At 72.9% G+C, this 13,918-nt stretch carries 12 protein-coding genes; 4 read left to right on the top strand and 8 right to left on the bottom strand.

Features of this window, described 5'->3' with window-relative positions; translation table 11 throughout:
• Positions 1-48 precede the first annotated feature (48 nt).
• The 3 genes from FHS37_RS04675 to mce form a co-directional block, all read right to left on the bottom strand.
• The gene (locus FHS37_RS04675; protein ID WP_184817758.1) at positions 49-987 is read right to left on the bottom strand and encodes a coiled-coil domain-containing protein; all 939 of its coding nucleotides are present in this window, start codon (positions 985-987) and stop codon (positions 49-51) included.
• A 183-nt stretch (positions 988-1,170) separates the two neighbouring features.
• Positions 1,171-5,052, bottom strand: a complete 3,882-nt coding sequence (gene scy, locus FHS37_RS04670; protein WP_184817757.1) for a polarized growth protein Scy — start codon at positions 5,050-5,052, stop codon at positions 1,171-1,173.
• Between the two features lie 232 nt (positions 5,053-5,284).
• Entirely contained in the window at positions 5,285-5,725 is a 441-nt protein-coding gene (mce, locus tag FHS37_RS04665; RefSeq protein ID WP_184817756.1) for a methylmalonyl-CoA epimerase, read from the bottom strand.
• 149 nt (positions 5,726-5,874) lie between these two features.
• On the opposite strand from mce, the gene FHS37_RS04660 reads away from it, so the two are divergent.
• Positions 5,875-7,089 carry an acetyl-CoA C-acetyltransferase gene (locus tag FHS37_RS04660; protein ID WP_184817755.1) on the top strand — a complete coding sequence of 405 codons (1,215 nt, stop codon included), beginning with the start codon at positions 5,875-5,877 and terminating at the stop codon, positions 7,087-7,089.
• A gap of 57 nt (positions 7,090-7,146) precedes the next feature.
• Complete coding sequence (gene meaB, locus FHS37_RS04655) at positions 7,147-8,103, top strand: methylmalonyl Co-A mutase-associated GTPase MeaB (protein ID WP_184817754.1); 957 nt, start codon at positions 7,147-7,149, stop codon at positions 8,101-8,103.
• Positions 8,104-8,296: 193 nt separating this feature from the next.
• Here meaB and FHS37_RS04650 read toward each other — a convergent pair whose 3' ends face one another.
• The gene (locus FHS37_RS04650; protein ID WP_184817753.1) at positions 8,297-8,953 is read right to left on the bottom strand and encodes a PepSY domain-containing protein; all 657 of its coding nucleotides are present in this window, start codon (positions 8,951-8,953) and stop codon (positions 8,297-8,299) included.
• Positions 8,954-9,069: 116 nt separating this feature from the next.
• Between FHS37_RS04650 and FHS37_RS04645 the strand changes: the two genes are divergently transcribed.
• The gene (locus FHS37_RS04645; RefSeq protein WP_184817752.1) at positions 9,070-9,735 is read left to right on the top strand and encodes a response regulator transcription factor; all 666 of its coding nucleotides are present in this window, start codon (positions 9,070-9,072) and stop codon (positions 9,733-9,735) included.
• Entirely contained in the window at positions 9,732-11,177 is a 1,446-nt protein-coding gene (locus tag FHS37_RS04640; protein WP_184817751.1) for a sensor histidine kinase, read from the top strand. The genes FHS37_RS04645 and FHS37_RS04640 overlap by 4 nt, the downstream gene beginning before the upstream one ends.
• 32 nt (positions 11,178-11,209) lie before the next feature.
• Here the strand turns inward: FHS37_RS04640 and FHS37_RS04635 are convergent, their stop codons facing one another.
• The 4 genes from FHS37_RS04635 to FHS37_RS04620 form a co-directional block, all read right to left on the bottom strand.
• On the bottom strand, positions 11,210-11,686 hold the full coding sequence (locus FHS37_RS04635; protein WP_184817750.1) for a MarR family winged helix-turn-helix transcriptional regulator: 477 nt from the start codon (positions 11,684-11,686) through the stop codon (positions 11,210-11,212).
• 96 nt (positions 11,687-11,782) lie between these two features.
• Positions 11,783-12,583 (bottom strand): AIM24 family protein, encoded by an 801-nt coding sequence (locus FHS37_RS04630; RefSeq protein ID WP_184817749.1) that lies wholly within the window; start codon positions 12,581-12,583, stop codon positions 11,783-11,785.
• Positions 12,580-13,230: an AIM24 family protein gene (locus tag FHS37_RS04625; RefSeq protein WP_184817748.1), complete on the bottom strand. Its 651-nt coding sequence runs from the start codon at positions 13,228-13,230 to the stop codon at positions 12,580-12,582. Before FHS37_RS04625 ends, FHS37_RS04630 begins: the two co-directional genes overlap by 4 nt.
• Before the next feature lies 1 nt (position 13,231).
• Positions 13,232-13,864, bottom strand: a complete 633-nt coding sequence (locus FHS37_RS04620) for an AIM24 family protein (RefSeq protein ID WP_184818741.1) — start codon at positions 13,862-13,864, stop codon at positions 13,232-13,234.
• Positions 13,865-13,918 lie beyond the last annotated feature (54 nt).

Here is a 13,918-nt window from a genome sequence, read left to right as displayed (position 1 = left end):
CCAGTGGCAGAGGGCTTCGCCGGTGTCCGTACGCCGTACGGCCGGACGTTACCGGGACTGCTGGGCCGGCACCCCGCGGGAGATCGGCTCGTCCTCGGTGGTGGGCGAGCCGGTCGCGGCCACCGCGGCGCCGGTGAGCGTGGCGAGCATCTCGCGGACGTTCGTCAGCTGGGCGTTGATGGAGTCGCGGCGGTTGGTCAGCGCCGCGAGCTCGCGCTCCGATTCCGAACGGATCCGGTCGGCCTTGGCGTTGGCGTCGGCCACGATGTCCTCGGCCTGGCGCTGCGCGGTCTCCACCGTCTGGCGGGCGCGGCGCTCGGCGTCGGTGCGCAGCTTCTCGGCCTCCAGGCGCAGCTGCTCCGCGCGGTGCTCGATCTCGGCGAGGCGCTTCTCGGCCTTGGCCTGACGGGACGCCAGGTCACGCTCGGACTGCTCGCGGCGCTTGGCGAGGTTGGTCTCGAAGTCGGCGGCGGCCTGCGCGGCCTTGGCGCGGGTCTCCTCGAAGAGGGCGTCCGCCTCCTCCCGCTTGGACTGCGCGTCCTTCTGCGCCTCGGACCGCAGCTGGGCGGCTTCGCCCTGAGCCTTCTCGACGATCCGTACGCCCTCGTCCTCGGCCTTCGCCTTGCGCTCGGCGGCGTACGCCTCGGCGTCGTTGCGCACCTGCTGGGCGGCCGACTCGGCGAGCTCGCGGTGCTGCTCCGCCGCGCGCCGGGCCTCCTCGCGCAGGTCCTTCGCCTCTTCCTCGGCGAGCCGCAGGATCTTCTCGACCCGGGCGCCGAGGCCGGCGTACGACGGCTCGGCGTCGTTGACCTGGGCCTGGGCGTTCTGCGTCTCGAGGTGGAGCTCCTCGATGCGCTTTTCCAGAGCGGTGATGCGGGCGAGAGCGCTGTCACGGTCGGAGACGAGCTTGGAGATACGTTCGTCCACCTGAGCGCGGTCGTACCCACGCCGCACAAGCTCGAAGCCGTAGGGGGAAGTGTCGCTCATGGGGTTCCTGTCGAAAGAGACCGGTGAGGTGATAGGTGGAATCCTAGGGGCCGAAGCGGTGTGTCATCGAGCGGATGCACGTTTGATACGGAGAATGACACCCCTTTTGAGTGGCTGATCGCCGGAGGGCTTGCCAAAGCCTTGGTCAAAGCCCTCCGGCGACGGGGGATTCCGTCCGGTTTGTCAGCTATCCGATGACTTGCCACCCGAACGGACGGCGCCCGCGGCGGCCCCCGCCTTGGCCCCGTTGTCCTTGCTCCCCGAGGGCGCCTCGAACGACTCGAGCGCCTCCAGGACGTCCTGGACCCGGGAGATCTCGGCCTGGATGTCCTCCCGGCGCCGCACCAGGACCTCCAGCTCCCGCTTGCCCTCCTCGACCGTGCGCCGCGCCTCGCGGACCGCCTCGGCCTTCAGCTCCTCGGCCTCCTTGACGAGCGTGGCCTTCTTCTGCTCCGCCTCCTTCAGCAGGCCCTCGGCCTTCTTCACGGCGGCGATGCGCACCTTGCCCGCCTCGGAGTTGGCCTCGGAGACGATCTCCTTCGCCTTCGCCTCGGCCTTGGCGAGCTGCTCCTCGGCGGCCTTGATGAGCGCGTCGCAGCGGTCGCCCGTGGACTTCATCGTCTCGGCCGCCTCCCGGCGGGCCCGCTCGTGCAGCTCCTCGATCTCGCTCGTGACGCGATCGCGCAGCTCCTCCGCGCGCTCCCGGATCTGCGTCGCGTCCCGGCGCGCGCCGACCAGCAGCTCGTCCGCGTCCGTGCGGGCCTTCTCCACGCGCGCGTTGCCCTCGACGGTCGCCTCGGAGACGATCCGCTCGGCCTCGCTGCGGGCCGCGCCGACCATCGTGTCCGCCTGCGCCTCGGCGTCCGCGGTCGTCTTCTGCGCCTGCTGCTGCGCCTCGGCGAGCAGCTTGTCCGCCTCGGCGGTGGTCTCCGTGATGAGCGTGTCGACCTGCTCGGCGGCCTCGGAACGCCGCTTGTTGGCCTCCTTGCGGGCCTCGTCCAGCGTCCGCTCGGCCTCCTCGCGCGCGGCCGACACCAGCCGCTCGGCCTCCGCCTCCGCGTCGGTCCGGACGCGCTCGGCCTCGCCGCGGATCCGCTCCGCGTGCTGCTGCGCCGACCCCACCGCCTCGGCGGCCTCGGCCCGCAGCCGCTCCGCGTCGCCCGTGGCGTCCGCGATCAGCTTCTCCGCCTTGGCGACCGACTCCGACCGCACCCGTTCGGCCTCGGCGACCGTCTCCGTGCGCAGCCGGTCGGTGTCCGTGATCGTCTCGGCGGTGAGCCGCTCGGCCTCGCCGCGCGCCTCGGTGATGAGGGCGTCCGCCTGCGCCGCCGCGTCCGAACGGATCCGGTTGGCGTCCTCGCGGGCGTCCGCCCGGGTGCGCGCCGCGCTCTGCTCGGCCTCGGCGATGGTGTCCGACGCCTCCGTGCGCACCCGCTGGGCGTGCTCGGCGACCTCCGTACGGATCCGCTCGGCCTCCGTGATCGCCTCGGACACCGTGCGCTCGGCCAGCGACTTGGCGGCCTCCGTCTCCTCCTGCGCCTCGCGCCGCAGCCGGCCCGCGTCCTCGGACGCCCGCTCCCGCTCCGCGTAGGCGTCGGCGCGGACCCGGTCCGCCTCCTCCTCGGCCTCGCGGCGGGTGCGCTCCGCCGCGTGCTCGGCGGCGCTGCGCAGCCCGGCGATCTCCTCCTGGGCCTGCTCGTGCAGCCCCGCGACGGAGTCCCGCACCTGCGCCGCGTGCTGCTCGGCGGCCGACACCATCTCGGTGGCGCGCCGGTCGGCCTCCTCGACCAGGCGCACGGCCTCCGCCTGCGCCTCCTCCACGCGCGTGCGCGCCGAGGCCAGCAGCTCCTCGCTCTGCTCGCGGGCCCGCTCGCGCTCCTGGTCGGCCTCCTGCCGCGCCGCGCCGAGGAGTTCCTCGGCCTCGCGGCGGCGCCGGGCGGCCTCCTCCTGCGCGGCGGCCAGCGCCTGGGACGCCTCCGCGCCCAGCCGCTCGGCGGCGGCCTGCGCCTCGGCCCGCACCCGGTCGGCGCTGTCCTGCGCCTCCGACTTCAGCCGCTCCGCCTCCGCCGCGGCCTCCGAACGCAGCCGTACGGCGACGGCCTCGCCCTCCGCGCGGGACGCGGACGCGTCGGCGGCGGCCTCGGTGCGCAGCCGCTCCGCCTCCGCCTCCGCCTGCTGCTGGAGCGCACGGATCCGCTCGGTGGCCTCGGTGCGCAGCCGCTCGCTCTCCTCGGACGCCTCCCGGCGGATCCGGGCGGCCTCCTCACGGGCGTCGCTCAGCGCCTGCTCGGCGGCGGCGAGCCGCTCCTCGGCCTCCGTGTGCAGCCGCGTCAGTTCCTCGGCGGCCTCCGCGCGCCGGGCCTCGACGGCCCGCTCGGTCTCCTCGCGCAGTTCGCGCGCGGCCCGTTCGGCGTCCTCCCTGAGCGACTCGGCCTGCTCGACGACCTCCGCGCGGTGCCGCTCGGCCTCCTTGCGGGTGCGCTCCAGCGTCTCCTCGGCCTGCCGGCGCAGCGTGGTGGCGCGCTCGATGGCCTCGGTGCGGACCTTCTCGCTGTCCGCCTGCGCGGTGGAGCGCAGCTCGTCCGCGTCCGCCTTGGCCTTGGCGAGCAGCTCCTCGGCGGTCTTCGCCGCCTCCTCGATCTGCGCCACGGCCTCCTTGCGGGCCTCCGCGCGGATCTTCTCGCCCTCGGCGACCGCGTCGGCGCGCAGCTGCTCGGCCTCGCCGCGCAGCCGGCGGGCCTCCTCCTGCAGCTCGACCGTCTTGGCGCGGTACTCCTTGGTGTCGTCCTTCGCCGCGCCCTTGAGCTGCTCGGCGATGTCGTGCGCCTCGGCCCGCAGCCGGTCCGCCTCGGCCTCGGCCTCCTTGCGGATCCGCTCGGCCTCCTCGGCGGCGGCCCGGGTGGTCCTCTTGGCGTCCTCCGACGCCTTGTTGAGCACGTCCTCGGCGGTCCGGGCCGCCTTGGACAGCTGGGTGGCCGACTCCTCGGCGGTGACCGCGCGGGCCTTCTCGGCGGCCTCGGCGACGATCTTCTCGGCCTCCGCGCGGGCGTCCGCGACCAGCTGCTCGGCCTCGGACTTGGTCTGCTCGGCCTCCTTCGTGGCCTCCTCGACCAACCGGGCCACCTGCTCCTTGGCGGTGCGCGTCCGGGTCTCGTTCGCGGACTCGGCGGAGGCGAGCGCCTTGGACGCGGCCTCCTTCGCCTCGGCGAGCACCTTCTCCGCCTCGGCGCGCGCCTCGCGCAGCGCGGTCTCGGCCTCCGACATCCGCTGCTCGGCGGCCCTGCTGAGCTCCTGCGCCTGACGGCGCGCGGCCTCCGACTCGCTGGCGGTCGACGTCCGCAGCTGCTCGGCGTGGTCGGTGGCCTCCTGCGCCTGCGTGGAGGCGGCGTTCAGCAGCCGCTCCGCGTCCGCGCGGGCCCGGCGCAGGAGCTGCTCGGCCTCCGCGCGGGCCGCCTCGGCCTCGTTCTGCAGCCGCTGGCGCGCCTCGGCGGTCAGCCGCTCCGCCTCCGCACGCGCGGCGGCCATGGCCTGCTCGGCCTCCGCGCGGGACTCCTCGAGGAGCCGGCGGGCCTGCTGCTCGGTGCGGGCGCGCAACTGCTCCGCCCACGCCACGTTCTCGTTGACGTGCGACTCGACGGTCTGCCGGCGCTCCGCCAGTTCCTGGTCGAGCTGCTGGCGCCGGGTCACCGCCTCCTGGTGCAGCTCCGCCTGGAGCCGGGCCGCCTGCTCCGCGTGCTCCTGCAGGATCCGCTGGGTCTGCGCCCGCGCCTGGCTCAGCTCCCGCTCGGCGTCCGCCCGCAACTGGTCGGCCTGCAGCTGCGCGTTGCGCAGCAACTGCTCGGCCTGGTAGCCGATGTCCCCGCCGTCGTAGGCGGGCCGGGACATGATGGTGCGGCGCGCCTCGTGCAGCTTGGCGCGCAGCACCTCGACCTGGTAGCCGAGGTCCTCGGCGTGCTGGATCGCCTTTTCCCGCTCGGTCTTCAGCCGCTTCATCTCGGCTTCGAACCGAGAGAGGTGGTCGACGTCAGCCGCCGGCTCTCGCTCCTGGCTCTCGTAGCCCCGCACTGCGCGGTCCCATCCGTCCCCTGGTCACAAGTCTGGCCGAGCTCCGTCCGTCCGACGAACGGGGCTCACCGGGGAATGGTGTCAGATCGACGGCGGAGCATGGGCTGCTGCCCCGGCGCTCGCCCCCCGAAACCCGGACCCCGGTCGGTCCCGCCGCCGTCGACGGCAGGACCCGGTCACCCTGGATCGAGCGGCGACCGCACCCAACCCTACCGGCCCATATGTACGTGGGTCAGTGCTCAGGTGACTCAACAGGCGCCGAAGTGACCAGTTCCGTCAGTACACCGTGGCAGTCCTTGGGGTGCAGGAAGGTGATGCGTGACCCCATGGAGCCGCGCCGGGGCTCTTCGTACAGAACGCGTACGCCCTTGTCCTTGATGTCGGCGGCGTCGGCGTCGACGTCCGCCGTACCGAAGGCGATGTGGTGGACGCCCTCGCCGTTCTTGGCCAGCCACTTGGCGACGGTGGAGTCCTCCCGGATCGGCTCCAGCAGCTGGAGGTAGGAGGCGCCGCCGTCGGACGTCCCGTTGATCCTGAGCATGGCCTCGCGCACGCCCTGCTCCTCGTTGACCTCGGAGTGGAACACCTCGAAGCCGTAGGTGGCCCGGTAGAACTCGACGGTCTTGTCGAGGTCGAAGCAGGCGATCCCGATGTGGTCGATTCGCGTCAGCATGGATTCAGTGCAGCGCTCCCGGGGCGGTTACGCAACGTGCGCGCGATCACACCGAAAGGCCGATGACGCGATCCGCCGGGCGTCAGTACATTCGAAGTAAACCCTCGTTCACTCCTCGGCTGTGCAGGCCGGTAAGGGGATCGCAGCTCATGTCTTCTGCATCTTCCGCAACGAACGGCACGACGTCCGTCATCGTCGCGGGCGCCCGCACCCCGATGGGGCGGCTGCTCGGTTCGCTGAAGTCCTTCTCCGGAGCCGACCTCGGCGGCTTCGCGATCAAGGCCGCCCTCGACCGTGCGGGGATCGGCGGCGACCAGGTCCAGTACGTGATCATGGGCCAGGTGCTCCAGGCCGGGGCGGGGCAGATCCCGGCGCGCCAGGCCGCCGTGAAGGCCGGCATCCCCATGAGCGTCCCGGCGCTGACCGTCAACAAGGTGTGCCTCTCCGGCCTCGACGCCATCGCGCTGGCCGACCAGCTGATCCGGGCCGGCGAGTTCGACGTGGTCGTCGCCGGCGGCCAGGAGTCCATGACCAACGCCCCGCACCTGCTGCCGAAGTCCCGCGAGGGCTTCAAGTACGGCGCGGTCCAGATGCTCGACGCCATGGCGTACGACGGTCTGACCGACTCCTTCGAGGGCATCGCCATGGGCGAGTCCACCGAGAAGCACAACACGCGCCTGGGCATCGGCCGCGCCGAGCAGGACGAGATCGCCGCCCTGTCCCACCAGCGGGCCGCCGCCGCCCAGAAGAACGGCGTCTTCGACGCCGAGATCACCCCGGTCGAGATCCCGCAGCGCAAGGGCGACCCGGTCCTGTTCAGCAAGGACGAGGGCATCCGCGGCGACACCACCGCCGAGTCGCTGGGCAAGCTGCGCCCGGCCTTCGCCAAGGACGGCACCATCACGGCCGGCTCCTCCTCGCAGATCTCGGACGGTGCGGCGGCCGTGGTCGTGATGAGCAAGGCCAAGGCGCAGGAGCTGGGCCTCGACTGGATCGCCGAGATCGGCGCCCACGGCAACGTGGCCGGTCCCGACAACTCCCTGCAGTCGCAGCCGTCCAACGCGATCCTGCACGCCCTGAAGAAGGAGGGCCTGGAGGTCTCCGACCTCGACCTCATCGAGATCAACGAGGCCTTCGCCGCGGTGGCCGTGCAGTCAATGAAGGATCTCGGTGTTTCCACCGAAAAGGTGAACGTCAATGGCGGTGCCATCGCCCTGGGTCACCCGATCGGCATGTCCGGCGCACGGCTCGTGCTGCACCTGGCGCTGGAGCTGAAGCGGCGCGGCGGCGGGGTCGGCGCGGCGGCGCTGTGCGGCGGCGGCGGCCAGGGTGACGCGCTGATCGTGCGGGTGCCCAAGGCCTGAGCCGGGTTCTTCGCAGGTGTGCAGTGTGCAGGGTCTTCTCTCGTGAACGGAGCTGTGATGCAGGACGTCTCCACCCTGGTGGCCCAGGCCAGGGAGGGCAGGCCGCGGGCCGTGGCCCGGCTGATCTCCCTGGTGGAGGGGGCGTCCCCGCAGTTGAGGGAGGTCATGGCGGCCCTGGCGCCGCTCACCGGCAACGCGTACGTGGTCGGCCTGACCGGCTCGCCGGGCGTCGGCAAGTCGACGTCCACCTCGGCGCTGGTGACCGCGTACCGCAAACAGGGCAAGCGGGTCGGCGTCCTGGCCGTCGACCCGTCCTCCCCGTTCTCCGGCGGCGCCCTGCTCGGCGACCGCGTCCGGATGTCGGAGCACGCCTCCGACCCCGGCGTCTACATCCGCTCCATGGCCACCCGCGGCCATCTGGGCGGCCTCGCCTGGGCCGCGCCGCAGGCCATCCGCGTGCTGGACGCGGCGGGCTGCGACGTGATCCTGGTCGAGACGGTCGGCGTCGGCCAGTCGGAGGTGGAGATCGCCTCCCAGGCCGACACCTCCGTCGTCCTGCTGGCCCCCGGCATGGGCGACGGCATCCAGGCCGCCAAGGCCGGGATCCTGGAGATCGGTGACGTCTACGTCGTCAACAAGGCCGACCGCGACGGCGCCGACGCCACCGCCCGCGAGCTGAACCACATGCTCGGCCTCGGCGAGTCCCGCGCCCCCGGCGACTGGCGCCCGCCGATCGTCAAGACGGTCGCCGCGCGCCAGGAGGGCGTCGACGAGGTCGTCGAGGCGCTGGAGAAGCACCGCGCCTGGATGGAGGAGCGCGGCGTCCTGGCGCAGCGCCGGCTGGCCCGCGCCTCCCGCGAGGTCGAGACGATCGCCGTCACCGCCCTGCGCGAACGCATCGGAGACCTCCACGGCGACCGCCGCCTGGGCGCGTTGGCGGAACGGATCATCGCCGGCGAGCTGGACCCGTACCGCGCGGCGGACGAACTGGTGGCGGGGCTGACGCAGGGCTGACCGACCGGCGCCGGTGGGACGTCCCAGCCGGTCCGGGGGCACCCCCTGCCCGCAGAGCTCGGGGGGTTCGAGGACGAGGCCGTTCGGGCCGGACCGGATGGGGGTCCCCCCGCTCGAGCGAAGCCGAGAGTGGGGGAGGGAAGGGGCGGCGGGGGCGAGAGCCTCCCGCGCCCGCCCCCGCTCACCCGCACGGTCAGTCGTCGTCCCCGTCGTCACCGGAGTCGTCACGGTCCGCCGTGACCTTTCCGCTGGCCGGGTCGACGCGCCAGTCCCGCTCGTCCCCGCCGGAGGTCCGGGTCTCGGCCTCCCAGCCCTGGTCCCCGTCGTCGTCCAGGTCGACGGAGACCACCGTGCCCTCGGCGGCCGCCGCCTTCGCGGCCTCCTCGGCCGTCACCGACGCCCCCTTCAGCGCGGCCCGCACCTCGTCGGCGTCGTCCTCGTCGTCCTCGTGGGCGCCCAGGACCTTGCCGGTGGCCGGGTCGACGCGCACGCTGTGCCAGGTGTCGCCGCCGGCGAGGACGTCGACCTCCCAGGCCGCCTCGCCGCCGTCGTCCCCGTCGTCCAGCTCCGCGGAGACGGCCGTGCCCGGCGTGTGCTTCAGGGCGGCGGCGACGGCGTCGGCGGCGGTCACGTCCGAGGGGACCGCCTGCGCGTCGTCGTCGCGGTCACGCGCTCCGTCGTCGTCGCGGTCGTCGTCACGGGCGTCGTCGTCGCGCCCGTCGTCCGCCGCCCGGGTGTCCGTCGCCCGCGTCGTCGGCGCGTCGTCCCCCGAGACCGCGAGGGCCGTCGCCGTACCGCCCCCGACGAGGGCCGCGGCCGTGACGACGGCGATCACGATGTTGCGCTTCATGTGGATTCCTCCCGAGTCACTTCGTCTGCGACGTCCTCAATCTCGCCGACCGACGCTGAGGGGAACCTGAAACCGCCTGAAGGGATCTTCAGGTTCGCTTTGCGACCCTTTACGGCATGCGCCTGTTGATCGTGGAGGACGAGAAGCGGCTCGCCCTGTCGCTCGCCAAGGGCCTGACCGCCGAGGGCTACGCCGTGGACGTCGTCCACGACGGCCGGGAGGGCCTGCACCGGGCCACGGAGGGGACGTACGACCTCCTGGTCCTCGACATCATGCTGCCCGGCCTGAACGGCTACCGGGTCTGCGCCGCCCTGCGCGCCGCCGGGCACGACGTGCCGATCCTGATGCTCACCGCCAAGGACGGCGAGTACGACGAGGCCGAGGGCCTGGACACGGGCGCCGACGACTACCTCACCAAGCCGTTCTCGTACGTCGTCCTCGTCGCCCGGATCAAGGCGCTGCTGCGCCGCCGCCAGGGCGCCGGGGCCTCCCCGGTGCACGTGCACGGCGACCTCAAGGTGGACACCGCCGCCCGCCGGGTCTTCCTGGACGGGGACGAGGTGGCGCTGACCGCCAAGGAGTTCTCCGTCCTGGAGCAGCTGGTGCTGCGGGCCGGCGAGGTGGTCTCCAAGACGGAGATCCTGGAGCACGTCTGGGACTTCGCCTACGAGGGCGACCCGAACATCGTCGAGGTCTACGTCAGCGCCCTGCGCCGCAAGCTGCGCGCCGGGCTGATCCGGACCGTGCGCGGCGCCGGGTACCGGCTGGAGACGGCGCCGTGAGCCGGCTGTTCGGCTCGGTCCGGTCGCGGGCGACGCTCGGCGCGACCCTGGTGGTCGCCGTGGCCCTCATCACGGCGGGGATCGCCGTGGTGCTGTCGCTGCGCTCCAACCTGACCGCCGAGGCGGGCACCCGGGCGGAGCGCTCCGCCCGGGCGGTCGCCTCCGAGCTGGCCGCCGGGACGGCGTACGGTGACCTCTCGGGGCTGGACGGCGACGACGGGCCGGTGCAGGTCCTCGACGAGGACGGCGGGCTGGTCGCCGCCAGCGAGGACCTGGAGCGGATCAGCGGCACGGCGACCGCCGAGGTGGCGCCGCGCCCGTCCGCCCCGGGCGGTGAGGACGACGACTCGGACGGCTCCGGCGACGGTGACTCCGACGACTCGGACGGCTCCGGCGAGGACCTCGAGCCCGGTGAGATCGCCCGCGAGACCACCTTCGGCAGCGGCTCCGCGACGATCGACGGCGACGCCGAGGACTACCGGTTCGCGGCCGTCGACGTGGAGACCCGCGACCGGGGCCGCCTCACCGTCTACGCGGGAGCCCCGCTCTCCGCCGAGCACAGCGCGGTGGACACCGCGCAGACCGCGATGCTCCTCGGCCTCCCGCTGCTGCTGGGCGTGGTCGCCGGCGTGACCTGGACGGTCACCGGACGGGCCCTGCGGCCGGTGGCGGGCATCCGCCGGGAGATGGCCGCGATCACCGCCTCCGAGGACCTCGCCCGCCGGGTCCCGGAACCCGCCACGCACGACGAGATCGCCCGTCTCGCCCGCACCACCAACGAGACGCTCGCCGCGCTGGAGGCGTCCGTGGAGCGGCAGCGGCGGTTCGTCGCCGACGCCTCGCACGAGCTGCGCAGCCCGATCGCCTCCCTGCGCACCCAGCTGGAGGTGGCCGCCGCCCACCCCGAACTGCTCGACCTGGACGGCGCCGTCGAGGACACCGTGCGGCTCCAGCGCCTCGCCGCCGACCTGCTGCTGCTCGCCCGGCTGGACGCGGGGGAGCGGCCCGCCGACGCCCGCGTCGACCTGGCCGCGCTGGCCCGGGAGGAGGCCGCGGGCCGGACGGGCGTGACGGTGGACGCGGAACCGGCGGAGGTGACCGGGTCGCGGGGGCAGCTGGGGCGGGCGCTCGCCAACCTGCTGGACAACGCCGGGCGGCACGCCCGCGAGAGGGTCACGGTGACCGTCCGGCGGGAGGGAGCCCGGGCGGTGCTCGGCGTGGCCGACGACGGCGAGGGGGTGCCCGAGGCCGACCGGGAGCGGATCTTCGAACGGTTCGTCCGGCTGGACGCCGCCCGCAGCCGCGACGACGGCGGCGCCGGGCTGGGCCTCGCCATCGCGCGGGACGTCGCCGTACGGCACGGCGGGACGCTCACGGCCGGGTCGGCGCCGACGGGCGGAGCCCTGTTCGAGCTCCGCCTGCCGCTCGCCGGGGAGGGGTGACGCCCGGGGCGGGGCGTCAGGTCCCCGGGGCGTCAGGGGCGTCCCCGCTGCCCGCGCAGGTGCTCCGCGATGGGTTTGAGGGCCTTGTCGAGTTCGGTGAGGGCTTCGGGGGAGAGCAGGTCGATGAAGTGCCGGCGCACGGACGCCACGTGGTGCGGCGCGACCTTCTGCATGGTCTCCATGCCGTGCTCGGTGAGGACCGCGTAGAGCCCGCGGCGGTCGGACTCGCAGTTCTCCCGCCGGACCAGGTCCGCGTTCTCCATCCGGGTGATCTGGTGCGAGAGGCGGCTCTTGGACTGCAGGGTGGCGGAGGCGAGGTCGCTCATCCGCATCCGCCGGTCCTCCGACTCGGAGAGGTTCACCAGGATCTCGTAGTCGTTCATTGTCAGGCCGAACGGCTGCAGATCTTTCTCGAGCTGGTAGGTCAACAGCTTGTTGACCTCCAGGTGGGTGCGCCAGGCGCACTGCTCCGCATTGGTCAGCCAGCGGGTGGCCGTCTCGGTCTCCATGAATGAAGTCTACCTAAGAAGTTGAAAGGCGAACTAATAAGGCTTCCGTGTGACGCGACGCGCAGGCGTTCGACGTCACGCTCCGCAGACTACCGCTCACAGCCCGAAACGACGCTGGAGGTCGCCCAGCTGTCCGGGAAGGCGCGGTGTTCCGGACGGCTGCCCGTGCCCGCCGGACGCCCCGCCCCCGGGCACCCCCGGCTGCTGCGGAGTGACCCCCGTGGCCTGCTCCGCCATCAGCGTCTCGGACGACTGGAGCAGCACCGTGCCGGCCCCCACGAACTCGAACTGGTGCTCCTCGCCGGAGGCCCCGCCGAGGCCCGTCAGCGCACGCAGACCGCCCATCACGCCGGTCATGTAGCCGTGGTCGTAGTGATGGCACGGGGAGGGGCAGTCCGCCCATCCGACCAGCGCCTGAGGGTCCACCCGGATCGGCGGCTCCATGAACACCACCGGACCGTTGGACGCGGCCACGAACTTTCCGGTTCCGATCAGGGTCAGGAAGCCCGGAACGATCGACTGCTTCAGCGACAGAGTTGGCTGAAAAGCGAGAAGGTTGCCCGAGCGAATGGTCAGGTTGCCGTCGTCCAGGTCGTACGAATTCACGTCGAAGGCCCGGTCGGCGAGGAGCATCTTGCCCGAGCCCTCCGCCACGACCCAGTCGCTCGCGTGCAGAGGCGAATGGAACGAGGTTCGGACAAGTCGGTCGAGCCGACCCTTCCCGATGCCGTTGAACTCGATCGAGCCGTAGTAGGCGATCATCTTCCCCTTCTGCATGAACCACTGGGTGCCCTTGAGCTCCACGCAGAAGGTGTAGTGGTCGACGTTGTCGTCGGACGGCAGCGTCGCCGGGTCGAAGACCGTGGGACCGGCGCCCGGGGTTCCGTAGGTGCTCACAGCTTCTCCTCCGACGCCTGGACGTACACCGCACCGCTGCCGCTCAGCTCCAGCTGGAACGCCTCGCCGGAGCCGCGGCCCACCATGTCCCGCCAGCCGAGGGCCGTGGACAGCTTGTTGCGGACGTCGCCGTGGTGGGCGACGTAGGCCTGCGGGTCGACGTGCACCGGCCGCTGCGGGGTGATCGGGATCTCGATCACCCCGCCGTGCGCCATCACGGCGACGGAGCCGTGCCCCCTGAGCGTGGTCGTGAACAGCCCCTGCCCGGAGACCTGCCCCCGGACCATGCCCATCACCCCGCCCTGCGAGCCCAGGAACACCGTGCCCTGCTCCAGCGTGCCCTCGAAGGCCAGCAGCCGGTCCGCCTCGACGTACAGGGTGTCCCCGGTGAGGTTGATCACCTGCACGTGGTGGCCGCCGTGCCCGAACAGGACCGTGCCGCTGCCCTCGACGGTCATCAGGGGCGTGTCCTCGTTCGCCATGCGCCGGCCGATCATCGACATCAGCCCGCCCGGGCCGCCCGCCGTGTTCGGGGTGAAGCTCACCTCCCCCCGGTACGCGAGCATCGCGCCGCGCTGGCTGAACAGCCGCTGCCCCGGCACCACGGTCGCCTCGATCATCTTCGCGTTGATCTCCCGGAAGGCCATGTCAGACGTCCCCCGTGATCGTGTTCCGCTCACTGGGCTGCACGTAGACCAGCCCGTCGCCCTCGAACCGGATCTGGAAGGCCTCGCCGCCGCCCTCGCCGAGCAGGGTGCGGAAGGTCGCGCCGGACTGGAACGACTGCCGCAGGTTCCCCTGGTGGGCCACGTAGGCGCCGGGGTCCACCGTCAGCGGGTACTGCGGGCTGACCCTGAGCACCACCGCGGGGCCGTCCGACAGGAGCGCCGCCTGGCCGTGCCCCTCGACGGTGGTCGTGAACAGCCCGTTGCCCTGCGCGGCGCCGCGCACCCCGGTGAAGCCGGTGCCGGTGCGCAGCCCGCCGTCGGTCGCCAGCAGGTTGCTCGACTCCACGTAGAGCTTGTCCCCCTGGAGCCCGACGAGATTGATCTCGGACGCGCGGTCCGCGAACCAGCAGGTCCCGTGCCCCTTCACCTCCATCACCGTCATCTGCTCGCCCGTCAGCCGCCGGGTCACCATCCCCCGCAGGCCCTCACCGCCACCGCTGAGCTTCTTGAAGGCCATGTCACCGTCGTACGCGACCATGGAGCCGTTCTTCGCCTTCACGGCATCCCCGGTCATGTCGACGGCGAGCACCTTGCTGCTCTGAAGTCGGAACATCGCCACGCTTGCGACGGTAGCCGCCCCTCCGCCCCGCCGACAGGTACCCCGGGG

The organism is Streptomyces griseomycini (genome assembly GCF_014203535.1).
Lineage (GTDB): Bacteria > Actinomycetota > Actinomycetes > Streptomycetales > Streptomycetaceae > Streptomyces > Streptomyces griseomycini.
The sequence above is the reverse complement of the archived record's forward strand: the minus strand, read 5'-3'. Positions and strand labels throughout refer to the sequence as shown.